30 protein-coding genes are annotated in these 26,221 nt (G+C 66.3%); 18 read left to right on the top strand and 12 right to left on the bottom strand.

The genetic code is table 11. From position 1 onward, the window contains the following. Positions 1-27 precede the first annotated feature (27 nt). Genes pyrF through GXY47_03885 form a run of 3 tightly spaced genes read right to left on the bottom strand, consistent with a single transcriptional unit; the run spans position 28 to position 2,555 of the window. Complete coding sequence (gene pyrF, locus GXY47_03895; protein NLV30276.1) at positions 28-744, bottom strand: orotidine-5'-phosphate decarboxylase; 717 nt, start codon at positions 742-744, stop codon at positions 28-30. Continuing rightward, on the bottom strand, positions 737-1,693 hold the full coding sequence (locus GXY47_03890) for a dihydroorotate dehydrogenase (GenBank protein NLV30275.1): 957 nt from the start codon (positions 1,691-1,693) through the stop codon (positions 737-739). The genes pyrF and GXY47_03890 overlap by 8 nt, the downstream gene beginning before the upstream one ends. Positions 1,694-1,718: 25 nt before the next feature. After that, on the bottom strand, positions 1,719-2,555 hold the full coding sequence (locus GXY47_03885) for a dihydroorotate dehydrogenase electron transfer subunit (GenBank protein NLV30274.1): 837 nt from the start codon (positions 2,553-2,555) through the stop codon (positions 1,719-1,721). A gap of 119 nt (positions 2,556-2,674) precedes the next feature. Between GXY47_03885 and pyrR the strand changes: the two genes are divergently transcribed. From pyrR to GXY47_03870, 3 genes are read left to right on the top strand one after another with little or no spacing between them, the layout of a single operon-like run. Further along, complete coding sequence (pyrR, locus tag GXY47_03880; protein ID NLV30273.1) at positions 2,675-3,256, top strand: bifunctional pyr operon transcriptional regulator/uracil phosphoribosyltransferase PyrR; 582 nt, start codon at positions 2,675-2,677, stop codon at positions 3,254-3,256. Between the two features lie 58 nt (positions 3,257-3,314). Continuing rightward, positions 3,315-4,265 carry an aspartate carbamoyltransferase catalytic subunit gene (locus tag GXY47_03875; protein ID NLV30272.1) on the top strand — a complete coding sequence of 317 codons (951 nt, stop codon included), beginning with the start codon at positions 3,315-3,317 and terminating at the stop codon, positions 4,263-4,265. A gap of 6 nt (positions 4,266-4,271) precedes the next feature. After that, entirely contained in the window at positions 4,272-5,549 is a 1,278-nt protein-coding gene (locus tag GXY47_03870) for a dihydroorotase (GenBank protein NLV30271.1), read from the top strand. A gap of 9 nt (positions 5,550-5,558) precedes the next feature. Here the strand turns inward: GXY47_03870 and GXY47_03865 are convergent, their stop codons facing one another. Continuing rightward, complete coding sequence (locus GXY47_03865) at positions 5,559-5,861, bottom strand: septum formation initiator family protein (GenBank protein NLV30270.1); 303 nt, start codon at positions 5,859-5,861, stop codon at positions 5,559-5,561. Positions 5,862-5,934: 73 nt separating this feature from the next. On the opposite strand from GXY47_03865, the gene GXY47_03860 reads away from it, so the two are divergent. Together GXY47_03860 and hydE are read left to right on the top strand one after the other, a co-directional pair. Continuing rightward, positions 5,935-6,291, top strand: coding sequence for a divalent-cation tolerance protein CutA (locus GXY47_03860; protein ID NLV30269.1), 357 nt, complete (start codon positions 5,935-5,937; stop codon positions 6,289-6,291). A gap of 13 nt (positions 6,292-6,304) precedes the next feature. After that, on the top strand, positions 6,305-7,387 hold the full coding sequence (hydE, locus tag GXY47_03855) for a [FeFe] hydrogenase H-cluster radical SAM maturase HydE (protein NLV30268.1): 1,083 nt from the start codon (positions 6,305-6,307) through the stop codon (positions 7,385-7,387). Positions 7,388-7,450: 63 nt separating this feature from the next. On the opposite strand, the gene GXY47_03850 is transcribed toward hydE, so the two are convergent. Both GXY47_03850 and selB read right to left on the bottom strand, forming a co-directional pair. Beyond that, positions 7,451-7,630 (bottom strand): twin-arginine translocase TatA/TatE family subunit, encoded by a 180-nt coding sequence (locus GXY47_03850; GenBank protein ID NLV30267.1) that lies wholly within the window; start codon positions 7,628-7,630, stop codon positions 7,451-7,453. Positions 7,631-7,706: 76 nt separating this feature from the next. Continuing rightward, on the bottom strand, positions 7,707-9,605 hold the full coding sequence (gene selB / locus GXY47_03845; protein NLV30266.1) for a selenocysteine-specific translation elongation factor: 1,899 nt from the start codon (positions 9,603-9,605) through the stop codon (positions 7,707-7,709). A 152-nt stretch (positions 9,606-9,757) separates the two neighbouring features. Between selB and ffh the strand changes: the two genes are divergently transcribed. The 9 genes from ffh to GXY47_03800 all read left to right on the top strand — a co-directional run bounded on the left by ffh (position 9,758) and on the right by GXY47_03800 (position 17,097). Beyond that, positions 9,758-11,092 (top strand): signal recognition particle protein, encoded by a 1,335-nt coding sequence (gene ffh, locus GXY47_03840; GenBank protein NLV30265.1) that lies wholly within the window; start codon positions 9,758-9,760, stop codon positions 11,090-11,092. A 222-nt stretch (positions 11,093-11,314) separates the two neighbouring features. Next, entirely contained in the window at positions 11,315-11,572 is a 258-nt protein-coding gene (gene rpsP, locus GXY47_03835) for a 30S ribosomal protein S16 (GenBank protein NLV30264.1), read from the top strand. A gap of 81 nt (positions 11,573-11,653) precedes the next feature. Continuing rightward, positions 11,654-11,884: a KH domain-containing protein gene (locus tag GXY47_03830; GenBank protein NLV30263.1), complete on the top strand. Its 231-nt coding sequence runs from the start codon at positions 11,654-11,656 to the stop codon at positions 11,882-11,884. Then, complete coding sequence (rimM, locus tag GXY47_03825) at positions 11,884-12,414, top strand: 16S rRNA processing protein RimM (GenBank protein NLV30262.1); 531 nt, start codon at positions 11,884-11,886, stop codon at positions 12,412-12,414. Before GXY47_03830 ends, rimM begins: the two co-directional genes overlap by 1 nt. Continuing rightward, the gene (gene trmD, locus GXY47_03820; protein ID NLV30261.1) at positions 12,411-13,109 is read left to right on the top strand and encodes a tRNA (guanosine(37)-N1)-methyltransferase TrmD; all 699 of its coding nucleotides are present in this window, start codon (positions 12,411-12,413) and stop codon (positions 13,107-13,109) included. The genes rimM and trmD overlap by 4 nt, the downstream gene beginning before the upstream one ends. Before the next feature lie 12 nt (positions 13,110-13,121). Next, positions 13,122-13,499, top strand: a complete 378-nt coding sequence (rplS, locus tag GXY47_03815) for a 50S ribosomal protein L19 (GenBank protein ID NLV30260.1) — start codon at positions 13,122-13,124, stop codon at positions 13,497-13,499. Between the two features lie 88 nt (positions 13,500-13,587). Continuing rightward, positions 13,588-16,134 carry a tetratricopeptide repeat protein gene (locus tag GXY47_03810; GenBank protein NLV30259.1) on the top strand — a complete coding sequence of 849 codons (2,547 nt, stop codon included), beginning with the start codon at positions 13,588-13,590 and terminating at the stop codon, positions 16,132-16,134. A gap of 62 nt (positions 16,135-16,196) precedes the next feature. Continuing rightward, positions 16,197-16,448: a hypothetical protein gene (locus tag GXY47_03805; GenBank protein NLV30258.1), complete on the top strand. Its 252-nt coding sequence runs from the start codon at positions 16,197-16,199 to the stop codon at positions 16,446-16,448. Beyond that, positions 16,429-17,097, top strand: a complete 669-nt coding sequence (locus GXY47_03800; GenBank protein NLV30257.1) for a thiamine phosphate synthase — start codon at positions 16,429-16,431, stop codon at positions 17,095-17,097. Before GXY47_03805 ends, GXY47_03800 begins: the two co-directional genes overlap by 20 nt. Here the strand turns inward: GXY47_03800 and hypE are convergent. The 6 genes from hypE to hypA are packed head-to-tail and all read right to left on the bottom strand — an operon-like array spanning position 17,066 to position 22,807. Beyond that, a complete protein-coding gene (gene hypE, locus GXY47_03795; protein NLV30256.1) occupies positions 17,066-18,253 on the bottom strand; it encodes a hydrogenase expression/formation protein HypE in 1,188 nt (395 codons plus the stop codon). The two genes, GXY47_03800 and hypE, sit on opposite strands and share 32 nt — an antisense overlap. Continuing rightward, positions 18,142-19,233, bottom strand: coding sequence for a hydrogenase formation protein HypD (hypD, locus tag GXY47_03790; GenBank protein ID NLV30255.1), 1,092 nt, complete (start codon positions 19,231-19,233; stop codon positions 18,142-18,144). Before hypD ends, hypE begins: the two co-directional genes overlap by 112 nt. Further along, positions 19,230-19,478, bottom strand: coding sequence for a HypC/HybG/HupF family hydrogenase formation chaperone (locus GXY47_03785; GenBank protein NLV30254.1), 249 nt, complete (start codon positions 19,476-19,478; stop codon positions 19,230-19,232). Before GXY47_03785 ends, hypD begins: the two co-directional genes overlap by 4 nt. Next, complete coding sequence (gene hypF / locus GXY47_03780) at positions 19,450-21,825, bottom strand: carbamoyltransferase HypF (GenBank protein ID NLV30253.1); 2,376 nt, start codon at positions 21,823-21,825, stop codon at positions 19,450-19,452. The genes GXY47_03785 and hypF overlap by 29 nt, the downstream gene beginning before the upstream one ends. After that, positions 21,792-22,448: a hydrogenase nickel incorporation protein HypB gene (hypB, locus tag GXY47_03775; protein NLV30252.1), complete on the bottom strand. Its 657-nt coding sequence runs from the start codon at positions 22,446-22,448 to the stop codon at positions 21,792-21,794. Before hypB ends, hypF begins: the two co-directional genes overlap by 34 nt. Continuing rightward, positions 22,445-22,807, bottom strand: coding sequence for a hydrogenase maturation nickel metallochaperone HypA (gene hypA, locus GXY47_03770; protein ID NLV30251.1), 363 nt, complete (start codon positions 22,805-22,807; stop codon positions 22,445-22,447). Before hypA ends, hypB begins: the two co-directional genes overlap by 4 nt. Positions 22,808-23,058: 251 nt before the next feature. Here hypA and GXY47_03765 point away from each other — a divergent pair, with 251 nt between their 5' ends. From GXY47_03765 to GXY47_03750, 4 genes are all read left to right on the top strand, one after another. Next, on the top strand, positions 23,059-23,427 hold the full coding sequence (locus GXY47_03765) for a hypothetical protein (GenBank protein ID NLV30250.1): 369 nt from the start codon (positions 23,059-23,061) through the stop codon (positions 23,425-23,427). A 48-nt stretch (positions 23,428-23,475) separates the two neighbouring features. After that, positions 23,476-24,840, top strand: coding sequence for a hypothetical protein (locus GXY47_03760; protein ID NLV30249.1), 1,365 nt, complete (start codon positions 23,476-23,478; stop codon positions 24,838-24,840). A gap of 13 nt (positions 24,841-24,853) precedes the next feature. After that, on the top strand, positions 24,854-25,423 hold the full coding sequence (locus tag GXY47_03755; protein NLV30248.1) for a hypothetical protein: 570 nt from the start codon (positions 24,854-24,856) through the stop codon (positions 25,421-25,423). Positions 25,424-25,685: 262 nt separating this feature from the next. Beyond that, the gene (locus GXY47_03750) at positions 25,686-26,180 is read left to right on the top strand and encodes a hypothetical protein (protein ID NLV30247.1); all 495 of its coding nucleotides are present in this window, start codon (positions 25,686-25,688) and stop codon (positions 26,178-26,180) included. The last annotated feature ends 41 nt before the right edge of the window (positions 26,181-26,221 follow it).

Raw genomic sequence — 26,221 nt, 5'->3', positions numbered from 1 at the left:
GTTCCGCCGACGGCTCCGGGCCGTCGCCTATCCGGGTGCCAGCCCTCTGGCGATTTCCGTCACGATGGCGTCGGCCGCCCGGGCGGGGTCCCCCGACTTGAGGATCGGCCGGCCGACCACGATGAAGCTGGCACCGCCGCGGATGGCCTCCCCGGGCGTCGCCGCCCGCGCCTGGTCCCCCGCATCGGCCCCCGCGGGCCGGATTCCCGGGATCACCAGCCGCATTTCCCGCCCGAACCTCTTCCGGAGCACCGGCAGCTCCCTGCTCGAGGCCACGATCCCCCGGATGCCCGAGCGATGCGCCAGTTCCGCGAGGGTCTCCACCCAGGCCTCGACCGTGCCGCCGACCCCGAGGGCGGCCACGTCGGCGGCCGAGAGGCTGGTCAGGGCGGTGACGGCCAGCAGGAGCGGGGGAGTGTCCGACTCCCGGGCTTCTTCACAGGCCGCCGTCAGCATGGGGGCGCCCCCGCTCGCGTGCAGCGTCAGCATGTCCACCCCGAGCCGGCACGCCGACCGGACGGCCCCGCGCACGGTGTTCGGGATGTCGTGCAGTTTCAGGTCCAGGAACACCCGCTCGCCGCGCCCGCGGATCTCCTCCACCAGGCGGGGACCCTCGGCCGTGAAGAGTTCCAGGCCGATCTTGAAGACCCCGACCCGGCCCGAAAGCCGGTCGACGGCGGCCAGCGCGGCCGCGCGGTCGGGGACGTCCAGCGCTACGATCAGGCGCGACCGGGCATCATTCATAGTCTCTCAGGCTCCCGATGATTTCGTGGATGTCGTCGATGCGGTGCGAGCGGCAGTATTCCGCGAGCCCCAGGGCGATGCGCTCGGAGGCGGCCGGCTCGTAGAAATTGGCCGTCCCCACCTGCACCGCGCGCGCGCCCGCTATGAGAAATTCCAGGGCGTCCTCGGTGGTGGAGATGCCGCCCATGCCGATTACCGGGATGCGGACGGCCTGGCACGTTTCCCAGACCATACGCAGCGCCACCGGCTTGATGGCGGGGCCGGAGAGGCCGCCGGTCCGGAAGCGCAGCCGGGGCCGGCGGGAGCGCACGTCGATGGCCATGCCCACCAGGGTGTTGATGACCGAGAGCGCGTCCGCCCCCGCCTCCTCCGCCGCCCGCGCGAATTCGCGGATGTCGGTGACGTTGGGGGAGAGTTTCACCCAGAGGGGGAGCCGGGGCGACGCCTTGCGGACCTCGGCCGTGATCCTGTGGGTGTCCCGGGGGTCCTTGTTGTAATGGAACCCCCCCTTGCCGACATTGGGGCAGGAGATGTTGAGTTCCAGGGCGTGGATTCCGGGGCGGTCGTTGAGAAAACGGGCCACTTCCAGGTACTCGTCGAGCTCGAAACCGACGATGTTGACGATGACGTTGGTGTCGTAGTCCCTGAGACCGGGGAGCTTTTCCGCGACGAATTCCGCGGCGCCGATGTTCTGCCAGCCGATGGCGTTCAGCATCCCCGACGCGGTTTCGTACACCCGCGGAGGGGGGTTGCCCGGGATCGGCTTCATCGAGAGGCCCTTGACCACGATGCCGCCGATGGCATTGAGGTCCATGTACCTGGCGAATTCCAGCCCGTAACCGAAGGTGCCGCTGGCGGTCATGACGGGGTTCTTGAAGTGCACGCCCGCGATCTCCACCCCCAGGCGGGGGCCCTTGAGCGGCGCCCGATCGTTCGAATTCGGTTTCATATGCGCGTCGTGTCGCTCCCCTGCCCTATACCGGTTCGATATCCCACCGGACGAGGCGGCTGTTCATGACCGGGCCGTCCTGGCACACCCGCAGGTAGGGCCGCCCCTCGGCGGCGGGGCTCGCGACCACGCAGCCGAGGCAGGCGCCCAGGCCGCACCCCATGCGCGCCTCCAGGCTCACCTCGCACTGGAGGTCGTGACCGACCGCAAGCTCGTGCACCCCCCGCATCATCCCCCACGGGCCGCAGGCGTAAAGCCGGATGTCCTTCCGGGGGTGGATCCGGAGAAACTGCGCGAGCGGTTCGGTGACGAGCCCGCGCTCCCCGTGCGAGCCGTCCTCGGTCGAGGTGATGATGTCAATCCCGAGCTTTTCGAACGGCTCCCGGAGCACCAGGTCGGCCACGGTGCCCCCCCCGTAGAACAGGATGGGCTTGACCCGAAGGGTCAGGAGGCTTTCGGCCAGCAGCAGCAGGGGGGCGATCCCCACCCCGCCGGCCACCAGGCAGGCCGTGGTCACGCGGGTCGGCAGGTCGGAGGGGAGCTGGAACCCGTGCCCCTGCGGGCCCAGGCAATCGAGCGTCTGGCCCGGGCGCGCGGAGACCAGCTTGCGGGTCCCTACCCCCACCTCCTTCACCAGCAGCTCGAGCCCCGCCGGTTTCCCGCTGCGGGCGTTGCGATGGATGTTGAAGATGGTGAAGGGGCGGCGCAGGAGGGGGTTCTCCCCCGTGTCTTCCACGCATTTCAGCATGACGAACTGGCCGGGGCGCACCAGGCGCGCCTGTTCGGGAGAGGCGATGACGAGCAGGTGGTTGCCCGCGCCGAGGTCCCGGATGGCCTTGATCTTTACCTTTTTATCGAGCATGTCAAATCAGTCTGCGGGCGTTTACACCGCTTTTGCCGTGTGCTATTATCGCCGCGAAATTACAAACATATACTGTACAGCCCGAATCTCAAATGAGAAAGATCAAAGGCAAATCCCTGATGACGGCGGCCGAAATCGACCTTGTCCTGACGAGGATGGCGGCCGAGATCGTGGAGAAGCTGGGGCCGGAGGAGGCGTTCGCCGTCATCGGCATCCGCCGCCGCGGGGTGCCCCTGGCCCGGCGCCTCTGCCGCCGGATCGAAGCGGCGGTGAAGCGGCCGGTGCCCCTCGGGATCCTGGACATCACCCTTTACCGCGACGACCTGACCGCGATCGGCAACCGGCCGATGTTGCGCGAGACCCTGATCGATTTCGACATCGACGACCGGAGCCTGGTCCTGGTGGACGACGTCCTGTACACGGGCCGGACGATCCGCTCCGCCCTCGACGGCCTCGTGGACCTCGGCCGGCCCCGGAGGGTGCAGCTTGCGGTCCTCGTCGACCGCGGCCACCGCGAGCTTCCGATCCAGGCCGATTACGTGGGGAAGACGGTCCAGACGGAGGAGGACGAGACGGTGGAGGTCCGGCTCGAGGAGGAGGACGGGGAGGAGCGCGTCGTGCTCCTGGGCAGGCCGCGGCCGGCGGCCGGCACCCGGAGGGCGCGGGGCGCGAAAAGCCCCGGGCGGGGCGGGGGCGCGTAACATTTATCCTGCGGCCCGCAGGCCGAACGGCCGTGGCCGGGCCGCGAAGGCGAGCACGATGGCATCTCTCAGCCAGAAGGACCTTCTCAGCATCGAACAGCTTTCCGCGGAGGACATCGGGCTCGTGCTGGATACGGCCGAGGCCCTCAGGGAGGTCTCCGCGCGGGCGGTCAAGAAGGTCCCGGCGCTCCGGGGAAAGACCGTCGTCAACCTCTTTTTCGAGCCCTCCACCCGGACCCGGTCCTCCTTCGAGCTGGCCGAGAAGAGGCTCAGCGCCGACATCCTGAATTTCTCCGCCTCCTCGAGCAGCGTGACCAAGGGGGAGACCCTGCTCGACACCGCCCGGAACCTGGAGGCGATGGCGCCCGACATCATCGTGATCCGCCACGCCTGCGCGGGCGCTCCGCACCTGCTCGGGACCGAATGCCGCTCCTCGGTGGTCAACGCCGGCGACGGGATGCACGAACACCCGACGCAGGCGCTGCTGGACGCCCTGACCGTGCGCTCCATGAAGGGGCGGCTGGAAGGGCTGAAGCTCGCCATCATCGGGGACATTTCCCACAGCCGCGTCGCCCGCTCCGACACCCTCCTGTTTCACAAGATGGGGGCCGAGGTCTGGGTGTGCGGCCCCCCGACCCTGATCCCGGCGGATTTTCACCTTCTCGGCGCCCGCGTTACGGGCTTCATGGAGGAGGCGATCGAGGGGGCGGACGTCGTCATGATGCTCCGGCTGCAGAACGAGCGGCAGAACGAGGCCTTCATCCCCTCCGCGAGGGAGTACTTCAACCTCTACGGGCTTTCGCGCGAGAGGATGCGGGGCGCCCGCAAAAACGCCATCGTCATGCACCCGGGGCCGATGAACCGCGGGGTCGAAATCGAATCGGAGGTGGCGGACGCGGAGTATTCGGTCATCCTCGACCAGGTCGCCAACGGGGTCGCCACCCGCATGGCCGTCTTGTACCTGCTTTCCGGAAATTCCGGGTTGAAGCCCGGGAGGGAGTCCCGCTGAGGGCCTATGCAACTGATACTGCGTCAAGGAAGAGTCGTGGACCCCTCCCGGAAGTACGACCGGGTGGCCGATGTCGGCATCGATGACGGGCGGATCGTCGAGATCGCCCCCCGGATCGCCCGAAAGGGGCGCAAGGAGGTCGATGCCCGGGGCCTGGCGGTCCTCCCCGGCTTCATCGATATGCACGTGCACCTGCGCGAGCCGGGGCGCGAGGACGCCGAGACCATCGAAACCGGGACCGCCGCGGCGGCGCGCGGCGGCTTCACCGCCGTCGCCTGCATGCCGAACACCCAGCCGGTCAACGATTCCGAGGCCGTCACCACCTACATCCTGAAGCGGGCGCGCGAGGTCTCCAGGATCGCCGTCTACCCCATCGGCGCCATCACCCGGGGAAGCCGGGGGGAGACCCTGGCGGAGATCGGGGAGATGGTCCGGGCGGGGATCGTGGCCATCAGCGACGACGGTCATCCGGTATCGGACGGGCAGGTCATGCGCCGGGCCCTGGAGTATTCGCGCCTCTTCAACCTGCCCGTCATCGACCACTGCGAGGACCTGGCGCTCGCGGCCGGCGGCGTCATGCACGAGGGGTACTGGTCCACCCGGCTGGGGCTTCGGGGGATCAACCCCGCCGCCGAGGAAGTCCAGGTGGCGCGCGACGCCATCCTGGCGCGGCAGACCGGGGCCCGTATCCACATAGCCCACCTTTCCACCCGGAAATCGCTCGAAACGGTGACGCGGGCCAGGCGGGAGGGGGGGGCGCACCTCACCTGCGAGGTCACCCCCCATCACCTTCTGCTGACGGACGAACGGGTGGCCTCCTACGACACCCACGCCAAGATGAACCCCCCGCTGCGGGGGAGGGACGACGTGGACGCCCTGGTCGAGGGAATCGCCTCCGGAGCCGTCGACGTCATCGCCACCGACCACGCGCCGCACACCCTGGGGGACAAGATGCTCGAATTCGACCGCGCCCCCTTCGGGATCGTGGGGCTCGAGACCGCCGTCAGTCTCGTTTGCGACCGGTTCGTGCGCCCGGGCGTCATCGGCCTGGAGCGCCTGGCCGAGCTGTTTTCCCTCAACCCGGCGCGGATCCTCAACCTGGAGAGGGGGACGCTGACCCCCGGGGCCTGGGCCGACATCACGGTCCTGGACCTCCAGCGGCAGACCGAGGTGCGCGCGGGAACATTCGCTTCCCGGGGCCGCAACACCCCCTTCGAGGGGTGGAGCCTCCGCGGCGGACCGGCGATGACGGTGGTCAGGGGCAAGGTGGTGTGGAGCGCCTGAAGGCTTCCGCTACTCCCCGGGCAAGTGGTGGATGATCTCCCCCTCTTTCCCGTACCCTTTCTGTCGCGCGTAGCTTTCGAGCGCGTCCCTGTCCGAGCGCAGCGCCTCGATCGAACGCATCCGCTGCTGGTTGCCGAGCTCGAGCTCCTCCACGCGCGCCCTCTGCAACTCGAGCTCGAGCCGCGCCCGGCGCAGGTCGCGATACCCTCCCGGGCCGAAGAGACTGAAGGAAAGGACGAGCGTCACCGCAACGATGCAGAGGATGTAGTAGAGTTCTTTTTTATGCGACTGCCGGTGCTTCGCGTAGGCCATCGGGCGCCAGGGTCGTACCAGGGTTTATGAGATTGTGCTCGACACTGGCATAATACAAGGGAGGCGGGGCCCGATGCAACACTCAAGGAAGCCTGAAACGGGTGAAATCGTTGTTTTGTGCGCCGCGGCCGGCGCGGAATCCGCGGAGGGGATCGCGCGCGCTCTCGTCGAGGCGCGCCTGGCCGCCTGCGTCAACATCGTCCCCGGCGTCCTCAGCGTCTACCGCTGGAAGGGGGAGGTCTGCCGGGAACCGGAGTGCCTGCTGCTGGTCAAGACCCGCGCGGAGAATTTCGAGGCGGTGCGCCGGGAGATCCGCCGCCTCCACACCTACGAGGTTCCCGAAATCGCCGCCCTGCCGATCACCGCCGGCGACGGCGATTACCTCGCCTGGCTCGGCGAAGCGGCCGCTCCCCTCGACCCGCCGTGCTGAGAAGGGAAGGAGCATGAAACCCATCGCGGAGATCCTGGGGAAGACGAGCCTCGACAGGGGCGACCTCATCCGGGTGCTGGAAGCGGACGAAGGGGAGTGCGGGCCGCTGCTGGCCCGGGCCGCGGTGGTGAAGCGCTCGGGCGTGGGGGGCCGGGTCTACCTGCGCGGCCTGATCGAATACTCGAACATCTGTTCCAAGGACTGTCTCTACTGCGGCATCCGTTCGGGCAACGCCGCCGCGTCGAGATACGAGATGACGGAGGAGGAGACGCTGGCCGCCGCGCGGCTGGCGCTGGAGCGCCGCTTCGGTTCGATCGTGATCCAGGCGGGGGAGCGCGACGACGCGCAATTCGTCGCCAGGATGGAGCGCATCCTCCGGCGCATCCGTGCGCTCGGGGGGGGCGCGCTGCACGTCACCCTGTCTCTGGGGGAGCAGTCGCCCGACACCTACCGCCGCTGGCTCGATGCCGGGGCGCACCGCTACCTGCTCCGCATCGAGGCCTCGAGCCCGGACCTCTACCGGAAACTCCACCCCGAAGACGCCCGCCACAGCCAGGCGTCCCGCCTCGAGGCCCTCGGGGCCCTGCGCGAGGCGGGGTACCAGGTGGGGACGGGCGTGATGATCGGGGCGCCCTTCCAGACGGCGGCCGATCTCGCCGACGACCTCCTCTTCTTCCGTGACCTGGACGTGGACATGATCGGCATGGGGCCCTATATCGAGCACCCCGATACTCCCCTGTACACCCACGCGCTGGAGCTCCTGCCCCCCCGGAAGCGGCTCGAGCTCTCCCTCAGGATGGTCGCGCTGCTGCGCGTGATGATGCCGGACATCAATATCGCGGCCACCACGGCCATGCAGGCGATCGATCCGGAGGGGAGGGAAAGGGCGATCCGGGCGGGGGCGAACGTGGTCATGCCGAACCTCACCCCGGCGAGGTACCGCCACGACTACCTGCTGTATGAAAACAAGCCCTGCCTGGACCAGGAGCCGGAGGAGAGCGTGGAACTCCTGGAGGCCCGGATCAGGGAGTCCGGGGGCTCCATCGCCTACGGGGAATGGGGGGATTCCGGCCGTTTCCTGGCGCGGAAATCCTGAGGCCCTCCGGCCGGACGGAGCTCCGCTTGCCCGCCCGGAGGAGGTGAACGCAAATCAGGCGGGTTACTGCTTTTCCTGCTTCGGTTTTTCTTCCGGGTCTTCGTGGGCGGTCTTGATGGCCGATTTGAAGTTGCGGATCCCTTCTCCGAGGCCCTTGCCCAGCTGGGGGATCTTGTTGACGCCGAAAATCAGGACAACAATGGCCAGAACTATGAGCAGTTCCGTCGTTCCCATTCCAAACATACTATAGCCTCCAGTATCGAACTGTCTCAAGCGTACTTGAGTAAGGTATCAATGTCAATGCATCCCCCGGGCGGCCCTACACCAGGACCCGGTCGTTGCCCAGGCGGCGCGTGAATTTCTCCCGGTCGAAGTGTTCGAGCAGGGGGATGGCGTGTTTGCGCGTGATTCCGAAAAGGTCCTTGAAGTCGGCTACCCCGAACCGGGCCCCCGGGGCGTACGCCGCCCGGATCCGCCCCTTCATTTCCTCGAGCGTTTCGCGGTGATAGATGAGGTCGTCGGACAGCTTCACCAGGATCTTTTCCTTCAGCATCCAGAAGAAGATCCGGCGGACCGCCTCGGCGTCCGCCCGAATGGATGCCTGGAGTTCGGCCATGGCGGGGGGCTGGTAGGCGGCCTCGAGGACCGCGGCTTCGATCATCTCCCGGAGTGTCTCCTCCTCCTCCGACAGCTGGATTTCCCTGCCGTAGAGGGAGACCGCCTCCCCGAGAAAAACGATCTGCCGCGCTTCCACCATCCGGTCGAGACAGTGGCGGAACACCTCGAGGGGGACGTCGTCGTAGAAACGCTTGCGCAGCTCCTCCTTCGATATCCCCCGCTGCAGCTCGTTGTCCTTGTGGAACGCGGCGACGCGCGCCAGGGTCTCCTCCTGCAGGTCGGCCACCACCGAGGGGAGGGTCAGGATGGGGGAAGGCGCCGGGATCATGACGATGCGCCCCGCTTTCGCCAGTTCCGCGCAGATCCGGGTGATTTCGGCCCCCGGCAGCCCCAGGAGCGAATTCAGCCCCCCCACCGTCACCGCCCGCTTGGCGTCGGTGGCGATGAGCACCGGGATCTTGGCTTCGAGTCCCCCCCGGTCCAGCTCCTTGAGCGCGGCGAGGGTGCGCCCGTCGGTGCTCTTGTGCTTGGACGGGTTCGGGTGGAGGACGCGGCCGCCGCCGATGGTGATCGTGGGGCTGAAGCGCCGGATGATGAAGGCGTCGTCGTGGAGGCAGAAGGCGGGGGCGTCCAGTCTCAGCTGGGCGTAGGCGGTCTCCCCCGGGGCGAGGGTGTCCTGCCCGAGGAGGGCGACGCGCGCGAGCACTTCCAGCGTCCCCTGGTGAAAGCGGACCTTGACCAGGTTCCGCAGCGGCTTGGCGTCGGGCAGGAGCGACAACCGGACATCCAGGATCTGCGTGGGGCGGAAGAGGCGGGGGACCGTCACGACCATTCCGCGTTCCACCTGGGCGAGGTCGATCCCCTGGAGATTGACCGCCGTGCGCTGGCCGGCCACCGCCCGCGGGGTCATCCGGCCGTGCACCTGCAGCCCGCGCACCTTGGCCGTCAGTCCGCCCGGTACGAATTCGATCTCCTGGTCCTTCTGGATCTCGCCCGAGGTCAGCGTGCCGGTCACCACGGTGCCGAAACCGTGGATGCTGAAGGCACGGTCGATCGGAAGCCGGAGCAGCCTGTTTCCGGGCCGCGGGGGGGCGGCCAGCGCCAGGTCGTGGATCGAGCGCTTCAGCTGTTCGATCCCCTCGCCGGTCCTGGAACTGACGGGGATGATTTCGGCTTTTTCCAGAAAGGACCCGGCCATCGCTTCGGTCACCTCGTCGACGACCAGTTCCAGCATCTCCGGGTCCACGAGGTCGACCTTGTTGATGACGACGATCCCGGCGCTCACCCCGAGGAGGCGGCAGATGTCGAAATGCTCCCGCGTCTGCGGCATGATCGATTCGTCGGCGGCGATGACCAGGAGCACGAAATCGATGCCCCCCACCCCGGCGAGCATGTTCTTGACGAATTTCTCGTGCCCCGGCACGTCCACGAACCCGACCTGGACGTCCCCCAGGTCGAGGTGGGCGAACCCCAGGTCGATCGTGATGCCCCGCTGCTGCTCCTCCTTCAGGCGGTCAGGGTCGACCCCCGTCAACGCGCGGACCAGCGCGCTCTTGCCGTGGTCGATGTGCCCCGCCGTCCCCGCGATTACGTGCTTCATAGGTCTCCAACGCCGCAAAAAACCTCATCTTAGTCCACAAACCTTTCCGAAGCCAATGGAAGATTCCGCCCCCCCGCCCCGGGGGCGCATACTTTTTGGGGCATTTCCCGAAAAATCAGGTATGATTATGCTTTTTTTCGACGGGAAGGGGTATGCTGGACGGTCTATCCAACAAGCTTCAGAAGATCCTCAGGAACCTGAGCGGCCAGGGACGGGTCTCGGAACGCCACGTCGAGGAGACGGCGCGCGAGATCCGCAACGCCCTGCTCGACGCCGACGTCCATTTCAAGCTCGCCAAGGAATTCGTGGAGCGGGTCAAGCAGCGGGCCCTGGGGCAGGAGGTGCTCGAGTCGCTGACCCCGGGCCAGCAGGTCATCCGCGTGGTGCGCGACGAGCTCGTGGAGCTGCTCGGGGGGGAGCAGGCGGGCCTCGGGTTTTCCAAGCAGCCGCCGAGCGTGTTCCTCATGGTCGGGCTGCAGGGATCGGGGAAGACCACCAGCAGCGCCAAGCTCGCCCAGTGGCTCGTGAAGAACAACCATACCCCCCTGCTGGTGTCGGTCGATGTCTACCGTCCGGCCGCGGTCGAACAGCTGCGGGTGCTGTGCGCCGCCAACCGGCTCGGGTATTTCGACGACCCCGCGGACCTGGACCCGGTATCCCGGGCCGAAAAGGGGCTGCGCCACGCGCGCAACGGGGGATACGACGTCCTCGTCATCGACACGGCCGGCCGGCTTCACATCGATGACGAGATGATGCGGGAGCTCGACCGGATCCGCACCGCGACCCCCCCGGTGGAGGTGCTGCTGGTCGCGGACGCCATGACGGGCCAGGACGCGGTCCGCAGCGCCCGGGAGTTTCACGAGAGACTGGGATTGACCGGAGTCATCCTGACCAAGATGGACGGGGACGCCCGCGGCGGGGCGGCGCTGTCCATCAAGAGCGTGACCGGGCAGCCGATCAAGTTCGTGGGGACGGGGGAAAAGGTCGAGGCGCTCGAGCCCTTTTTCCCGGACAGACTTGCGGGCCGCATCCTGGGGATGGGCGATGTCCTGTCGCTGATCGAGAAGGCCGAGGACACGGTCGACCGGGACCAGGCCGAGGCGATGGCGGAGAAGATCCGCAAGGATGCCTTCACGCTGGAGGATTTCCGCGACCAGCTGAAGCAGATCCGGAAAATGGGCCCCCTCGAGCAGATCCTGGGGATGCTGCCGAACATGGGGCCGCTGCGGGGCATCGGCCAGATGAAGGTGGACGAGAAGGAACTGATCCATATCGAGGCCATCATCGATTCGATGACGGATGCCGAGCGCGGCAACCACCAGATCCTCAACGGCAGCAGGAAGAAGCGCATCGCCCGGGGGTGCGGGCGTCCCGTTTCCGAGATCAACCGGCTGCTCAAGCAGTATGTCGAAACCAGGAAAATGATGCGAAGCCTGAGCCGCGGCATCATGCCCCGCCTGATGAAGGGGATGAAGCTGCCGCGCTAGGCCGGGGGAATCCCGGCCGCATTCCGGGAGGGGCGGAGCCGGCGGAAGGCCGTAAGTCCATGAAATATTTCGGGTTGTGTTGGTCCGGCCGGCGGTCCGCGGTTCTGCCTTCCGGCAGCGTCTTTGCGGCAGTTGAATCCGGTCTTTTTATGTGCCAGAATTAGCATGGTTTAGACCGCACGCACGGTGCGGGTTGACGATCTCAGGATACGAGGAGGCGTTTTGCTTAGAATACGTTTGACGCGCATGGGGGCGAAGAAGAAGCCCTTTTATAGGGTGGTGGTGATGGAGCAAAGACAGACCCGGGACGGGAGTTTCGTGGAGATCCTCGGACATTACAATCCGAAGACGAACCCGCCGCTGGTCGAATTGAACATGGACAGAGTGCACCACTGGCTGGCATGCGGTGCCCAACCTTCGGATACGGTGAATTCCCTGTTGAAAAAGGCCGCGCCGCCCGCTCCCGCAGCCGCCAGCTGATGCCGCGTTCTTCCATTTCTGCAGCGATGCCCGGGTGAGCTTTCTGCTGGATGATTTCGAGTGGTCTCGGAGGAGGCGCGTATGAAAGAGCTGGTGGAATTGATCGCGAAAGCGCTTGTAGATAATCCCGAACAGGTTACGGTGACCGAGGTCGAGGGGGAGCAGACGACGGTTCTGGAGCTTCGTGTAGCCCCGAGCGACCTGGGCAAGGTAATCGGCAAGCAGGGTCGGACCGCCCGATGCATCCGCACTCTTCTGGGTGCGGCAGGCATGAAACTCAAGAAACGGTTTGTCCTGGAAATCCTGGAATAGTGGGACAGGAAACACCTCCTTTTATCGCCATCGCCAGAATCGCCAGGACCAGGGGGAACCGGGGAGAGGTCCTGGCGGAGCTGCACACCGATTTTCCCGATCGTTTTGACGGCCTGGACGAGGTGTGGGTCGAGCCCGCCGACGGCGGGCCGAAACGGCTGACCCTCGAGGACTCGTGGGACTACCGGGGGCGCAGGGTACTGAAGTTCGCCGGCGTGGACAGCATCGGAGCCGCGGAAGAGTACGTCGACTGCTGGGTCCTGATCCCGGGAGACCGGGTGAGGGACCTCCCCGAAGGGACCTATTACGATCACGACCTCGTCGGGTGCCGGGTCGAGGACCTCGAGGGGAACCCGCTCGGCAGCGTGCGCGGGATCCTGCACATCGCCGGAAACACCCAGCTGGCGGTCGGGCTGGGGGAGCGGGAATTCCTGATCCCCGCCGTGGCTCCCATCTGCGTCAGGATATCGGTTGAAGAGAAGCGGATATGGGTGGACCCCCCGGAAGGATTGATGGACCTGGGCAAATGAGGTTTGATATCATAACGGTTTTTCCCGAGCTGTTCACGGGCGTGCTGGATTGTGGCATAATTCGCCGGGCCCGGCAGTCGGGACTGGCCGATGTCCGGCTCGTCAACCTGAGGGATTTCGCCCGGGACCGGCACCGGTCGGTGGACGACCGCCCCTACGGCGGAGGCGAGGGGATGGTGTTCATGCCGGCCCCGCTTTTCGAGGCGATAGAGGCGTGCCTGGGGTCGGGGGAGAAGGGGAAGAGCCGGGTGGTCCTGTTGTCCCCCCAGGGGAGACCCTGGTCCCAGGGCCTGGCCGCGGAATTTTCCACAATTCCGCATCTGATCCTGGTCTGCGGCCGATACGAAGGAGTGGACCAGCGGGTGATAGATCATCTCGTGGATCAGGAGATCTCCATCGGAGATTTCGTCCTGACCGGCGGAGAAATCCCGGCCATGGTGCTCCTTGACTCGATCGTGCGGCTGATCCCGGGCGCCCTCGGGTGCCCTGAATCGGCCGCAAATGAGAGTTTTTCGAGCGGGTTGCTTGATTATCCGCAGTATACGCGGCCCGCCGAATACCGGGGACACACGGTTCCGGAAGTGCTCCTTTCGGGGGACCATGCGAGAATAGCCGAGTGGCGTAAGGAACAAGCTCTGGAGAAAACGAAACGGGCCCGCCCGGAGCTAATCAACGAGCGGTTGGCCCAAAATTAAGGAGTCATAGTCATGGATTTAGTTCGGGCAGTGGAAAGCTCCCAAATGCGAACCGATCTTCCCCGCTTCCGTCCAGGAGATATGGTAAAGGTTCACGTGAAGATCAAGGAAGGGGAAAAATACCGTATCCAGGTGTTCGAGGGTGTCGTCATAGCCCACAAGAACAACGGCATTTCTTCGACTTTCACGGTTCGAAAGGTTTCCTCCGGATACGGCATCGAGCGCATCTTCCCGGTGCATTCCCCCATCATCGAAAAGATGGAGGTGGTCAAGAGCGGAAAAGTGCGCCGCGCACGCCTCTATTTTCTCCGGGGCCGCCGGGGCAAGGCCGCCCGGTTGAAGGAAGCCGGGAGAACCGCCCGGGCTCCCGAAGCGTCTCCGGCCCCATAGCCGGGAGCGCCCGCGGAGCCGGCGTCACGCCTGCCGTCATTGGCGACTTGCAGAAGTCTGAGAAAGCGTTTGCTGGAGGGGAAGTACGGTGGCCGCTGATAGCAAAGCCAAATTACTGGAAGACGCTGAAAGGTACGTGCTCCACGGGAAGATCCGCCTGGCGATCGCCGAGTACCGGAAGATCGTCGAGCTCGATCCCGACGACGTTCTCATCCTCAACACGATAGGCGACCTCTATCTGCGACAGAAGGACGTGGCGGAGGCCAACCGGTTTTTTTCTCGGGTGGCGGAAGCCTACGTCAACAACAATTTCTTCCTCAAGGCGATCGCCGTCTACAAGAAGATCCTCGGTTCCGACCCCGACAACGTCGAGGTCAACTCCACCATGGCGTCGCTGTACGCCAAGCAGGGGCTCGGCATGGACGCGTGCCGGCAATACCAGCGGGTGATCGATCTGCTGGAGAGGGAAGGGAAGACGCGGGAGTCCCTGGAAATCCATGAAAAGATCGCGGAGCTCGATCCCCTGAACATCGGGATCCGGCGGAAGCTGGCCCAGCTCCACCTCGCCGAGGGGAACGGGGAAAAGGCCCGCCTGCACTGGGCCGGGGCCGCCCGCGCCCAGGCCAAGGCAGGGGATGCCGCCGGGGCGCTCCAGTCGTACCGGGCCGCCATCGAGCTCGATCCGCTCGACCTGGAGTCCCTGAAGGGATTTTTCGACTGCTCCCTCAGGACGGGGGATCCCGCCTCCGCCCTGGAACTGCTGAAAAAATCGGTGGCCGCGGCCCCGGACAACCCGGACCTGCGCGAAATGCTGGGGCGCGCGTGCATGGAAACGGGGGACACGGAATCGGCCATCAAGGCCTGCAAGGTGGCGTTTTCCCTGGACGAGTCCCGGTACCAGAGCTTCTTCCCGGCCGCCGCCGCCCTGATCGAAAACGGGGCGTACGACGAAGCGATGGAGTGCCTGGACACCATCATCCCCACCCTCATCACGAGGCGGGAAACCGGGCGTGCGGTGGACCTGTGCGAGCAGATCCTCGGGAAGGATCCCGAGTACGCGCCCTCCCTGGTACGCCTCGCCGCCATCTATTCCGCGACCGGAGATTCCGCGCGCTGTCTCTCCGTCCAGGACCAGCTGGCCGATCACTTCATGAGCCAGGGCAGGCCCATCGAAGCTCTCGAGCAGATCGAGAAGATCCTCCACTCCGACCCCGACAGCGAGAAACACCGGCAGCTGCACTACGAGGCCTTTACGGCCGCCTATCCCGATGTCCCCTATGCGCCTCCCGCGGAGGGGCCCGGGGAAGCGGCCGCCGAATCCGCAGCGCCGCTGGCCGCCAAGGAATATGGCGACCTGTCCGGCGAGAGCCCCTCGGAAAATGTCGTGGAGGTCGATCTCCTGCTCAATTACGGGTTGAAGGACAAGGCGCTGAGCCTGCTCGAAAACCTCCAGCGGCGCAATCCGTGCGACAAGGAGGTTCGGGTCCGGCTGCTCTCCTTCTATAAATCGGAGGACCGTCAGGCCGAGGCGGCCGAGCAGTGCCTCCTGCTGGCCGCCCTGTACCAGGCGGAAGGGAGCGAGGCCTCGTGCCGGAATTACCTGGCGGAAGCCGGGCAACTGGATCCGGGCACGGCCGGCGGCGAGATCGACCTGGCCGAATACGCCCGCAGCCGGGGGATCGATCCTGAGGCGGTGAAACCCCAATTCAAGGAACGGTCCGCGGAGTCGCCGGCGGAAGAGGACCTTTCGGGAGACCTGCTCGACGAGTTCATGGCGGAGGGCCCCCTCCCCTCCGGCGGAGAGGGCGCCGCCGCGGACGGGGCGGAATCCGGGGCTTTCGCCGCCGCATCCGGCAAGTCGCTGGAGGAGCAGTTTCAGGAAGTCGATTTCTACATCAGGCTCGGGTTCGAGGACGAAGCGTATTCGAAGCTCGCCGAGATCGCCCGGGCCCACCCCGGGCACCCCGAACTCGCCTCCCGCTACGAAAAGCTGGGCGGGCCGAAGCCGGATGCCGGGGAAAGCCCCGCCGCTTCTGCCGGGGGGGAGATCGCGCTTTTCGACCACCCCGAAACCCCGCCGGACGACGGGCTGCAGGAGTCCTTCGAGATCGTCGATGTCGACGCCGCCTCGGATCCGGCGGGGCACGGGGACACCGCAGGGACCGATCCCTTCTTCAACGAGATGTTCGCGGACCTGATGGACGAGGTCCGTTCCCCCGAGGTCCAGGAGGCCGCCCGCGCGTCCTTTGAAGAGCACTTCAGCCTCGGCATAGCCTACCGGGACATGGAACTGACGGACGAGGCGATCAGGGAATTCGAAGCCGCCCTCAAGGGGATCGAGATGCGCAAGGGGGATCCCCAGGTGATCCAGTGCTGCGGGATGCTGAGCACCTGTTTCCTGAAGAAGGACATGCCCCGTTCCGTGATCCGCTGGTGCCAGACCGGCCTGGACCTCACGGAGCCTTCGTCCCACGAAGCCCTCGCCTTCCGCTACGACATGGGGATCGCCCATGCCATGGCCGGGAGCGCCGACCGGGCGATGGAATGCTTCGACGGGATCTTCACCCAGGATCCCGGATACCGGGATGTCGCGCAACGAATCGACGAGCTAAGGAGCGGGCCGAACGGCCGGTAGCGGGGGGGTGCGCGCTCCGGGTCGGGTGTCGCTCGAGGATTGGGAATAGGCCGCGAGTGCGAATGACCGCCAGAATCTTCAACGTCATCTACATCCTCTATTCGCTGGAAGTCGGCGTGGCCCTGCTGCTGCTCCCCTGGCTGGGTATCTGGGACAACAACCTCGTGCTCTACCTCTGCCCGCAGATCGAGCCCGTCGTCACCAACCCCTTCTTCAAGGGGGCGGTGCTGGGGCTGGGGGTCGACAGCATCCTGATCGGCTTCCACGAAGTCCTTCACTGGAGGAGCGCGTCCCATGGGTTGTTTTCGCGCTGAGCGCCCGCTCTTCTATTACATCACCGACCGGCGCCGGCTCGACGGGCGCTCCTTCGCCCTCTGCGTCCGGCGGGCGCTCGCCTGGGGGGTGGACTTCATCCAGGTCCGTGAGAAGGACCTGCCGGACCGCGAGCTGTACGCGCTCGTGCGGAAGATCGTGGCCATGGCCCGCGGCACCGGGTGCCGGGTCCTGGTCAACGGCAGGGCCGACATCGCCCTGGCCGCGGGCGCCGGCGGAGTGCACCTCCCCTCCTCGGGGCTCGGGGCCGCGGACGTGAGGGGATGGAGCCCTGAAGGTTTCCTGATCGGCGTTTCGGTCCATTCGCTGGCCGAGGTCCGGAAGGCGTCTGCCGCGGGCGCCGACTATATCCTCGCCGGGCACCTCTTTTCGACCCCCTCCAAGGAGGGGATGGGCCCAATCCTGGGGCTCGGTTTCCTCGACCGGGCCTGTGCCGCGACCTCGCTCCCGGTCTTCGCGCTCGGGGGGATGAAGCCGGAAAGGCTCGGCAGCGTCATGGATGCCGGGGCCAGGGGGATTGCGGGCATCCGCCTGTTTCAGGACCGGGCCGAATTCGAGCGATTGAGACGGATGATGCCCTCCCGCACCGCCCCCCGGCTCAGCAGATCCGGGGGAGCTGCTCGCCGCTGAGCATGTCGATGACGCGGGTGGCCCCGATGAGGCTGCGGAGTGTGGCCAGTCCCGGGCTCCCCGCCTTCACCGTCCCGATGACGGCGGCGCCGGCTCCCAGGGGGTGCCGCCGCATCAGGTCGACGGCCCTTTCGGCCTGTTCCGCGGGGACGAAGGCGGCAAAGCGTCCCTCGTTGGCCACATAGAGGGGGTCGAACCCCAGGATCTCGCACGCCGCGCGGACCTCTTCCCGGATGGGCACCGACACCTCCTCGATTTCGCACTGCAGGGCGGTGGCTTCGGCGATTTCCACCAGCGTGCTGGCCAGCCCGCCCCGGGTGAGGTCGCGCATGCAGTGGATGTCGATCCCGGCCTCGCAGAGCGACTCCACGATCCCGGCGAGCGGGGCGCAGTCGCTCGTGATGGTGGTTTCGAACTCCAGCCCCTCGCGGACGGCCATGATGGCGATCCCGTGCCGGCCGATATCCCCGCTGAGCAGGATCCGGTCCCCCTCCCGCACCGCCGAGGGGGAGATGGCGCGGCCGGGAGGGACGGCGCCGACCCCCGCCGTATTGATGAAGATCCCGTCCCCCTTCCCGCGGTCCACGACCTTGGTGTCCCCCGTGACGATCTGGACCCCGGCGTCGTCGGCCGCCCGTTTCATCGACCGGACCACCCTCCAGAGGGTGTCCATCGGGAGCCCCTCCTCGATGATGAAGCCGGCGCTCAGGTAGAGCGGGCGGGCGCCGCACATCGCCAGGTCGTTCACGGTGCCGTTGACCGCAAGGGTGCCGATGTCGCCGCCGGGGAAAAAGAGGGGGCGGACCACGTAGGAGTCGGTCGTGAACGCCATCCGGCCCTCCGGCGGGTCGAAGACCGCCCCGTCGTGCCGGGCGCCCAGAAGGGGGTTGCCGAAGGCGGGGAGAAACATCTTTTCGATCAGCTGGTGCGTCAGGGTGCCCCCTCCGCCGTGGGCCAGCAGCACCTGGGGATACTGTCGAATGGGTATGGGACAGACAAACGAGTTACCGGTCTTCACGATCGCTCCCTCTGGATGGGTGGAAATCAGCTTCTTCTTCTCCTGTAATGATAGTAGGCGGCGCAGGCCCCCTCGGACGACACCATCGTCGCTCCCAGGGGGTGTTCCGGGGTGCAGCGGGTGCCGAACTCGGGGCATTCGCGGGGCTTGAGGATCCCCTGCAGGACCAGGCCGCTCCGGCACTCCGGCGGCTCCTCGGTCGTGCGGTGGGCGACGCCGAACCGGGTCTCGGCGTCGAGCGAGGCGTATTCCTCCCTGAGGCCCAGGCCGCTCCGGGCGATTTCCCCGATCCCGCGCCACTTGCGCGGGACCACCCGGAATATCTCCCCCATCAGCTTCCGGGCGGCGGGGTTCCCTTCGGGACGCACCGAGCGGGAGTACTGGTTTTCCACCTCCGCCCGCCCCTGTTCCAGCTGCCTCAGGCACATGTAGAGCCCCTGCAGGATATCGACCGGTTCGAATCCCGTGACCACGATGGGGATATGGTAGCGGGAGGCGATCGGCCCGTATTCGGACGTTCCCATCACGGCGCACACATGACCCGCCGCCAGAAAACCCTGGACCCGGTTGCCGGGGGAAGAGAGGACCGCTTCCATGGCCGGGGGGACGCGCACGTGGGACACCAGCATGGAAAAATTACGCACCCCCTGCCGGACGGCCTGATAGGCGGCCATGGCGACGGCGGGCGCCGTGGTCTCGAACCCCACGGCAAAGAACACGACCTCGCGGTCGGGATGGGCCGCGGCCAGCCGGAGCGCGTCGAGGGGCGAGTAGACGATGCGCACGTCCCCTCCCGCCGCTTTGACCGAGAGAAGGTCCCGGGAAATCCCCGGGACCCGCAGCATGTCCCCGAAGGAACAGAAGCAGACCCCGGGGACGGAGGCGATTTCGATCGCCTTTTCGACATACTCGAGCGCCGTGACGCATACGGGGCATCCGGGGCCGTGGACCAGGGTGACGGCGGGGGGGAGCAGCTCGTCGATGCCGAACTTGACGATGGAATGGGTCTGTCCGCCGCATACTTCCATGATCGTCCAGGGCCCGGTGGTGATCCTGCCGATCGCCTCCGCGCAGGCCCGGGCGGCGGTCCCGTCGCGGTATTCGTCGATATGCTTCATCGGTTATCCACCCCGGCCAGCCGGTCCATCTCCTCGAGGTACGAAAGCGTCTCCTCCGCCTGCGCCTCGTCTATGGTGCTGATGGCGAACCCGACGTGCACGAGGACATAGTCCCCTACGTCCGCTTCCGGCACGTAGGCGAGGTTGACCTCCTTGAGGATCCCGCCGAAATTGACCTTTCCGCTGCGAAACACCGGATCGGTGCTGTCGATGCTCTCAATCTTTCCCGGAACCGCCAGACACATGGTCCCCTCCCCCGATGATGGAATCGTTGGTTTCGCCCGCGCCGAGAGAGCGCGACGCCGCCGCGATCTGCCCCAGTGCGATGCCGCCGTCGTTGGGCGGAATCCGCTGGTGCCAGTAGGGGCGGAACCCCTCCTCGCGCAGCCTCCCCACGGCCCGCTCCAGCAGTATTTTGTTTTGGAAGCACCCCCCGGTCAAGGCTATGCACGGGGCTCCCACCCTCCGCGCCACCGCCACGATGATGTCCGCCAGAGAGTTGTGAAACCTCCCGGAGATTTTCGCCGGGGGGGCGGAGGCGCGGACATCGGCGATGACGGCCCGGATGAGGGGTTCCCAGTCCACGCCGAGCGGCCCCCCCCCGGGGCGCTCCGGGTCCAGGATCCCGAAGGGGTAGGCGTCCGCCCCCGTCCCCTCCGCGGCGAACTCCAGCTCCATGGCCGCCTGGCCCTCGAACCGGAGCCTCTGGCGCAACCCGGCCAGGGACGCCACCGCGTCGAAAAGCCGCCCCGCGCTTGTCGTCCAGGGGGAGTGGATCCCCCGGAGCAGCATCGTGCCGAGGACGGGGAGTTCGGCCGCGCTGAAGGCCCGGACCGGCGCGAGACCGGTTTCCCCGAAGACGGCGTTGCCCAGGATCTCGTACAGCACCCCGAGGGCCGAGCGCCGCGGCTCCCTGACCGCCCGGTCGCCCCCCGGCAGACGGAACCGGCGCATCGCGGCCACCCGGGCGAACCCGGTTCCTTCCGTCCGCAGAAATTCCCCCCCCCAGACGGCGCCGTCCTCCCCGTACCCGGTGCCGTCCCAGCAAACCCCGAGGACATCCCCCTCCAGTTCGTTCTCAGCCATGCAGGCGGCGACGTGGGCGTGGTGGTGCTGGATTTCGATCAGCGGGATGCCGGCCGCCCGGGCGTACCGGCTCGAGGCGTAATCGGGATGCCTGTCGGCCGCGATCCACTTCGGCCGCATCGGGTAGAGGCGCAGGAAGCTCTCGATCGCCCCGCGAAAGGCCGCGGTCGACTGCGCCGTTTCCAGGTCCCCGATGTGCTGGCTGAGGAAAACATTCCCGCCGACGGAGACGGCGATGGTGTTTTTCAGGTGCCCGCCGACGGCCAGGATGTTGGAAACGATCCCGTGCGGGCGCAAGGGGAGGGGGGCGTAGCCGCGGGCACGGCGCAGTACGAGCTCGCGCCCGAGGACGATCCGGACGATGGAATCGTCCGCGTGCCGCACGATCGGCCGGTCGTGCACGAGAAAGAGATCGGCGATCCCCTCGAGGCGCCCGAGGGCTTCGGCCTCGTCGATGCAGATCGGTTCGTCCGCGAGGTTCCCGCTGGTGGCGATGACGGGGCGGCCGATCGCGTGCATCAGCAGGTGGTGCAGCGGCGTGTAGGGCAGCATCACCCCCAGGAAGGGGTTGCCCGGGGCGACCCCTTCGGGCAGGGCCGACGGGAGGTCCGTTCTTCTCGCGAGCAGGACGATGGGGGACTGGGGGGACCGGAGCACCCGCTCCTCGAGCGGGGAGACGAGGCACTCGGCGCGCACGGCGTCGAGCGAGGGGAACATGAGGGCGAAGGGCTTCTCCTCCCGGTGCTTTCTTTGCCGGAGGGTTTCGACCGATCCGGCCCGGGTGGCGTCGGCGATGAGGTGGAAGCCCCCCAGGCCCTTGACGGCGACAACCTTCCCCCCAAGCACCGCCCCGGCCGCCGCCTCGAGCGCCCCGCCGTCTTCGGCGACGGTCCGTCCCGAGGAGTCCTCGAGCTCGAGCCGCGGGCCGCACACGGGGCAGGCGTTCGGCTGGGCGTGGAAGCGGCGGTCGGCCGGGTCCTCGTATTCGGCCCGGCAGCGGGGGCACATCTCGAACGACTTCATGGAGGTATTGGGCCGGTCGTAGGGGAGCGATTCGATGATGGTGAAGCGCGGACCGCAGCGCGTGCAGTTTGTGAACGGGTAGCGGTAGCGGCGGTTGGAGGGGTCCATGATTTCGCGGGCGCAGGCGTCGCAGGTGGCGATGTCGGGCAGGATCAGGGCGTTCGTCTCCCCCGCCGCCGCGCTCGGCCCGATTTCAAACCCCCGGGAGAAGACCGGGTCGAGGATGGAATATTCCAGGCTCTGGATGGAGGAGAGCTCCGGCTTCTCCCTCTCGATCCGGAGGAGGAAGGAGTCGAGCAGCGCCTGCTCCCCTTCGACTTCGATGAAAACCCCCTGGGAGGAATTCCGGACCGATCCGGTGAGACCCATCCCGGAAGCGAGCCTGTGGATAAAAGGGCGGAAACCGACCCCCTGGACCGCTCCCTGGATGGTGATCCGCATCCTTTGAATCACTGCCCGGAAGCGCCCTTCCCCCTGAGCCATTCGCACCAGGCGTCGATTCCGGCGCCCGTCTGGCAGGATATTTCAAAAACCCGGAGGTCGGGGTTGATTTTGAGGGCGTTGCCCCGCAGGACGTCGAGCCGGCAGTTCACGTAGGGGACCAGGTCGGTCTTGTTGATGATGAGGACCGACGCGTTGCGGAACATCGCCGGGTATTTCAGGGGTTTGTCGTCCCCCTCGGTCGTGCTCAGGACCACCACCTTCAGCGCCTCCCCGAGGTCGTAGCCGGAAGGGCAGACCAGGTTTCCGACATTTTCGATGAAGAGCAGGTCGACGGAGTCCAGGTCCAGCTTCCCCATGGCGTCGGCCACCAGGCCCGCCTCGAGGTGGCAGCCCCCCATGGTCACGATCTGGACCACGGGGACCTGGTACTCGGCTACGCGCTGCGCGTCCAGGTCGGTCTGGACGTCCCCCTCGATGACGGCCATCCTGCAGCCGTCCCGCAGCCGCTCGAAAGTCCTTTCCAGGATGGAGGTCTTGCCGGCGCCCGGGCTGCTGACGAGATTCAGGACGAAGATCCCCCGGTCCCGGAAGAAGCGCCGGTTCCGCTCGGCGATCTGGTCGTTCTTTTCGAGTACTTTCCGCTCAATGGTCACTATGCTCATAAGGCCTCACCGCCATGATCCACCAGTTCGATGTCCACGACCTCCAGTTCCTTGCCCGAAATCACCTCCAGGTCGGAGCCGCCGCAGTGGGGGCAGAGGAACACCAGTTCTTCCAGCTCGAATTCCCGTCCGCACCCCCGGCAGCGGCAGGACGTGGGCACCTCCTCGATGAGGAGCGCCGCCCCCGGCATTTCCGATTCCCCCGCCATCACGCCGAAACAGAAATCGAGCGAATCGGGGACCACTCCCGCGAACCGCCCGACCCGGACCCTGATTTTCCGGATGTCCCGGGCCAGTCCTTCGGGGATCGACTGCCGGACAATTTCCAGGATGTTCTCGGCGATGCCCAGTTCATGCATGATGACAAACCGGGGGCGGGGTGGCACAGGTATTGCGTCTTGAATTCATATTTCACCAAACAGGGAAGAATACCATACGCGGGGCCCGATGGCCTAATCGGCTATCCCTTTTTGCGCCGGCGGCGCCGTTTCCGACGGGGTGCCCCGATTTGGACGGGAGGACCGGGCCGGTTTGTGCTTTAATAGGTTCCAGGGCCACGCGGGGAGATCCGAGGCGGCGGCTCCAACTCATTCAGCGGGAGGTAGGCGGCATGAAAAACATGGCGGTCAAAATAATGGGCCTCGCCCTCGTGGCGGCTGCGGCCGCGTCGATCGGATGGACGGCGGACCCGGACCGGATAGTGGTGATGAACCCCCAGGGGATCAAGCCCGAAATTCGCAAGATTCCGATGGCGGCGCGTCCCGCTTCGCTCGACGGCAAGACGGTCTACATCGTGGACACCAAGTATCCGAATACGAAGCCGTTTGTCGAGGAGCTCCATGCGGCCCTCAAGGCGAAGTATCCGGCGACGACCTGGGTGCTGAAGGACAAGTTCGGCGGTTACATGGACGACGACCCGAACCTCTGGAAGGAGATCAAGGCGAAGGCCGCTGGGGCCATCGTCCTGGTGGGGCATTGAAGCAGCTGCTCGCCGGCGGTCGTCGGCCACGCAGTGACCCTGGAAAGAATGGGCGTTCCCGCGGTCCCCATCATCACGGCGCGTTTCAAGGAGCTCGTGACCACGATCTCCTACAAGAAGGGGATCCCCAACATGCGGATCACCTATACCCCCCATCCCATCACCGACCGTCCGGCGGAACTGTGCCGCCAGTATATCGCCGGGAACGATCCCAACTCGGGTCAGCCGATGCTCGGGCAGATATACGCCGGGCTGAGCCGCCCCCTGTCGGCCGAGGACGGCAAGGCCGGTTTTCTCCCGCGGGAGGAGCGGACGCGGCTCCTGCCGCCCGACACCCCCGACAGGCTCATGGAGTATTTCCACGAGCAGGGGTTCACCGACGGCAATCCCGTCATCCTGCCGACCGAGGAAAGGGTCGCCGAGATGCTGAAGGCCACGAGCCGCCAGCCGGACGAGTGGGTGGGACAGATGCGCCCCTCCCCCCCGCACGAAGCCTGGTATTACACCGTCGAGATGGTGGCCGTGAACGCCGTGATGGCGGGCGCAAAGCCGGAATATTTCCCTACCATCCTGGCCCTGGCGGGCAAGGGGGTCACCTCGATGTTCAGTTCCACTTCGTCTTTCGCCCGGATGGTCGTGGTCAACGGGCCGGTCGTGGACGAAATCGGGATGAACACGGGGATCGGGGCCATGGGACCGGTATCCCGGGCCAACAGCGCCATCGGCCGGTGCTGGACCCTGATTTCCAGGAATCTCGGCGGCTCGGGCAAACCGGGGGAAACCTACCTCGGGAGTCAGGGGAATCCCCTGAACTACAACAACCTCTGTTTCCCCGAAAACGAGGCGGGGTTGCCGGCGGGCTGGAAGCCGCTTCACGTGCAGAAGGGATTCAAGAAATCGGACAGCGTCGTCAGCGTCTTCAGCGGCTGGAGCATGAGCGACATCGCGTGGTACTCGCCGCTGCCGATTCACGAGGTCATCCGGGGGTGGCTCGAGCATTTCTTCTCCTTCGGCACGACCCAGGCCACCCTCGTCCTCGACCCGATCGTCGCGGCGGACGTGGCGGCCAGCGGCCACCCCACCAAGGAATCGTTCGCTAAATACCTTGCCGAAAACACCGGAACGCCGGGGTGGCTCTACTGGTCCCAGAACGAGAAGGCGCTGGAGCAGGCGAAAAAGGGGGTGCAGCCCTACGCCGGCTGGCTCCGGCAGGGCGAGGGGGCGGTGGTTCCCGTTTCCCGCTACACCCGCGGCGCCGCCGCCGGGCGCAACCCGGCATTCATGGCGTCCAAGGACAGCAACGAGACCTCCACATCCATTGAAATCGTCGTCACGGGAGGGGGCACGAACACCTTCTGGTCCGGCGGGGATTTCGGCTATGTGGGGAGCGCCAGCGTGGATGACTGGAGATAGGAAGAGGAGACCTATGAAAAGCAGATTCGCAGTGTTTGTGGCAGGGATCCTGGCGCTGGCGGCCGCAGGCGGTCTGAAACCGGCGGCGGCGCAGGAGAATTCCTCGACGAAACCGGCTGCCGTCGGTTCCCGGGTGCGGTCCATGGTCGAACTCGGATCGGTCTATTCGAACATCTACGACATCGCCGTCACCGTGATCGAAACCGTGCGCGGCCCGGCGGCGCTCGAGCGCCTCCGGGCGGCCGATCGGGACAACCCGGCACCCCGGGCGGGGATGGAATATATCCTGGCGCGGGTCAGGTTCGAGCTGAAGGGGAGGGCCGTCAGCGACACCCTCACCTTCAGCCTAGGGGAGTCGCCGCTCGAATGGGTCGCGCTCTCGGAGGATCTGACCGAGTACGAGCGGGTGCCGGTCAAGGTGCCCGCGCCGCCCCTGGCCGGGGTGGTGAAGCCGGGCGGGTCGATCGAAGGTTGGGTCGCCTTCGCGGTGGCGGAGAAGGACCCGAAGCCCGTCATGGTGTTCGATCCGGATACGGGGGGCGCCACCGGGCGCGGCAGGACGCTGTTCTTCAAGCTCTACTGAGGCCGCCCCGATGTCTTTGCCGGCGGCAGGCGCCTTGTTGCACCGCCTGCCGCCGGGTTCAGCCCGAAAAATAACATTTGCCTTGCGGCGCCCCCCTCTGGTAGCCTTTTTTCCATGTTTGGCGACAGTTTTGTGAAACCTATCATTTTCCGTTGTGCAACTTGCGCAAACGTCTCTCTTTCCCTCCCCATTAGTCCCTGCTGCTGATCCATGACACCATCGCCGGAAAGGGATAGTCCCCTTCCTGCATGAGAGGACCACTATGTTGAAGGAAAAACGTTTCGTAAGCTGGCGGCGGATGAGCCGCCTCCGCATCATCGTCATCATCGCGGGATTCGCATGCCTGCTTCACGTCACCCGCCGGGAATGTTCCCCAACGGTGGACGCTCAAGTTTATAATCCTCAAAGCCTTACGGATTTCCCGCCGGTTTCCCGGGACATGGAGCCCTTCCAGGCCACCGCCTACTGCGTCACCGGGATCACCAAGAGCGGGATCCACGTGGCCCCCGGGCACGTGGCGGCCGATCCCAGGGTTATCCCATTGGGTTCCATGATTTACGTCGATTCCCCCCTGATGGGCGGCATCTACCAGGTCCTGGATACCGGGGCGCTGATCAAGGGCAAAATCATCGATATCTACATCCCCAGCTACGAACAGTGCCTCGAGTTCGGCCGCAGGATGGTCAAGGTCAGGGTACTGCGCTACGGTTTCCAGGGGGAAGAGCAGCCGAATCCACCAAACAGGCCGCGCGGCTAGCCCCCCGCGGTTCGCGTTTTTTCGGGGAACAGGTTGCATCC

Source organism: Acidobacteriota bacterium, assembly GCA_012729555.1.
In the GTDB taxonomy this organism is placed as follows: Bacteria; Acidobacteriota; UBA6911; order UBA6911; family UBA6911; genus UBA6911.
Note: the sequence above shows the minus strand (reverse complement) of the source record. Positions and strands in the feature narration are given on the sequence as shown.

What these genes read in the sequence shown, in the direction of transcription:
- pyrF (NLV30276.1), bottom strand. Translation starts at nt 744, where the DNA reads ATGAATGATGCCCGGTCGCGCCTGATCGTAGCGCTGGACGTCCCCGAC.
- GXY47_03890 (NLV30275.1), bottom strand. Translation starts at nt 1,693, where the DNA reads ATGAAACCGAATTCGAACGATCGGGCGCCGCTCAAGGGCCCCCGCCTG.
- GXY47_03885 (NLV30274.1), bottom strand. Translation starts at nt 2,555, where the DNA reads ATGCTCGATAAAAAGGTAAAGATCAAGGCCATCCGGGACCTCGGCGCG.
- pyrR (NLV30273.1), top strand. Translation starts at nt 2,675, where the DNA reads ATGACGGCGGCCGAAATCGACCTTGTCCTGACGAGGATGGCGGCCGAG.
- GXY47_03875 (NLV30272.1), top strand. Translation starts at nt 3,315, where the DNA reads ATGGCATCTCTCAGCCAGAAGGACCTTCTCAGCATCGAACAGCTTTCC.
- GXY47_03870 (NLV30271.1), top strand. Translation starts at nt 4,272, where the DNA reads ATGCAACTGATACTGCGTCAAGGAAGAGTCGTGGACCCCTCCCGGAAG.
- GXY47_03865 (NLV30270.1), bottom strand. Translation starts at nt 5,861, where the DNA reads ATGGCCTACGCGAAGCACCGGCAGTCGCATAAAAAAGAACTCTACTAC.
- GXY47_03860 (NLV30269.1), top strand. Translation starts at nt 5,935, where the DNA reads ATGCAACACTCAAGGAAGCCTGAAACGGGTGAAATCGTTGTTTTGTGC.
- hydE (NLV30268.1), top strand. Translation starts at nt 6,305, where the DNA reads ATGAAACCCATCGCGGAGATCCTGGGGAAGACGAGCCTCGACAGGGGC.
- GXY47_03850 (NLV30267.1), bottom strand. Translation starts at nt 7,630, where the DNA reads ATGTTTGGAATGGGAACGACGGAACTGCTCATAGTTCTGGCCATTGTT.
- selB (NLV30266.1), bottom strand. Translation starts at nt 9,605, where the DNA reads ATGAAGCACGTAATCGCGGGGACGGCGGGGCACATCGACCACGGCAAG.
- ffh (NLV30265.1), top strand. Translation starts at nt 9,758, where the DNA reads ATGCTGGACGGTCTATCCAACAAGCTTCAGAAGATCCTCAGGAACCTG.
- GXY47_03830 (NLV30263.1), top strand. Translation starts at nt 11,654, where the DNA reads ATGAAAGAGCTGGTGGAATTGATCGCGAAAGCGCTTGTAGATAATCCC.
- trmD (NLV30261.1), top strand. Translation starts at nt 12,411, where the DNA reads ATGAGGTTTGATATCATAACGGTTTTTCCCGAGCTGTTCACGGGCGTG.
- rplS (NLV30260.1), top strand. Translation starts at nt 13,122, where the DNA reads ATGGATTTAGTTCGGGCAGTGGAAAGCTCCCAAATGCGAACCGATCTT.
- GXY47_03805 (NLV30258.1), top strand. Translation starts at nt 16,197, where the DNA reads ATGACCGCCAGAATCTTCAACGTCATCTACATCCTCTATTCGCTGGAA.
- GXY47_03800 (NLV30257.1), top strand. Translation starts at nt 16,429, where the DNA reads ATGGGTTGTTTTCGCGCTGAGCGCCCGCTCTTCTATTACATCACCGAC.
- hypE (NLV30256.1), bottom strand. Translation starts at nt 18,253, where the DNA reads ATGCCCCGAGTTCGGCACCCGCTGCACCCCGGAACACCCCCTGGGAGC.
- hypD (NLV30255.1), bottom strand. Translation starts at nt 19,233, where the DNA reads ATGAAGCATATCGACGAATACCGCGACGGGACCGCCGCCCGGGCCTGC.
- GXY47_03785 (NLV30254.1), bottom strand. Translation starts at nt 19,478, where the DNA reads ATGTGTCTGGCGGTTCCGGGAAAGATTGAGAGCATCGACAGCACCGAT.
- hypF (NLV30253.1), bottom strand. Translation starts at nt 21,825, where the DNA reads ATGGCTCAGGGGGAAGGGCGCTTCCGGGCAGTGATTCAAAGGATGCGG.
- hypB (NLV30252.1), bottom strand. Translation starts at nt 22,448, where the DNA reads ATGAGCATAGTGACCATTGAGCGGAAAGTACTCGAAAAGAACGACCAG.
- hypA (NLV30251.1), bottom strand. Translation starts at nt 22,807, where the DNA reads ATGCATGAACTGGGCATCGCCGAGAACATCCTGGAAATTGTCCGGCAG.
- GXY47_03765 (NLV30250.1), top strand. Translation starts at nt 23,059, where the DNA reads ATGAAAAACATGGCGGTCAAAATAATGGGCCTCGCCCTCGTGGCGGCT.
- GXY47_03760 (NLV30249.1), top strand. Translation starts at nt 23,476, where the DNA reads ATGGGCGTTCCCGCGGTCCCCATCATCACGGCGCGTTTCAAGGAGCTC.
- GXY47_03755 (NLV30248.1), top strand. Translation starts at nt 24,854, where the DNA reads ATGAAAAGCAGATTCGCAGTGTTTGTGGCAGGGATCCTGGCGCTGGCG.
- GXY47_03750 (NLV30247.1), top strand. Translation starts at nt 25,686, where the DNA reads ATGTTGAAGGAAAAACGTTTCGTAAGCTGGCGGCGGATGAGCCGCCTC.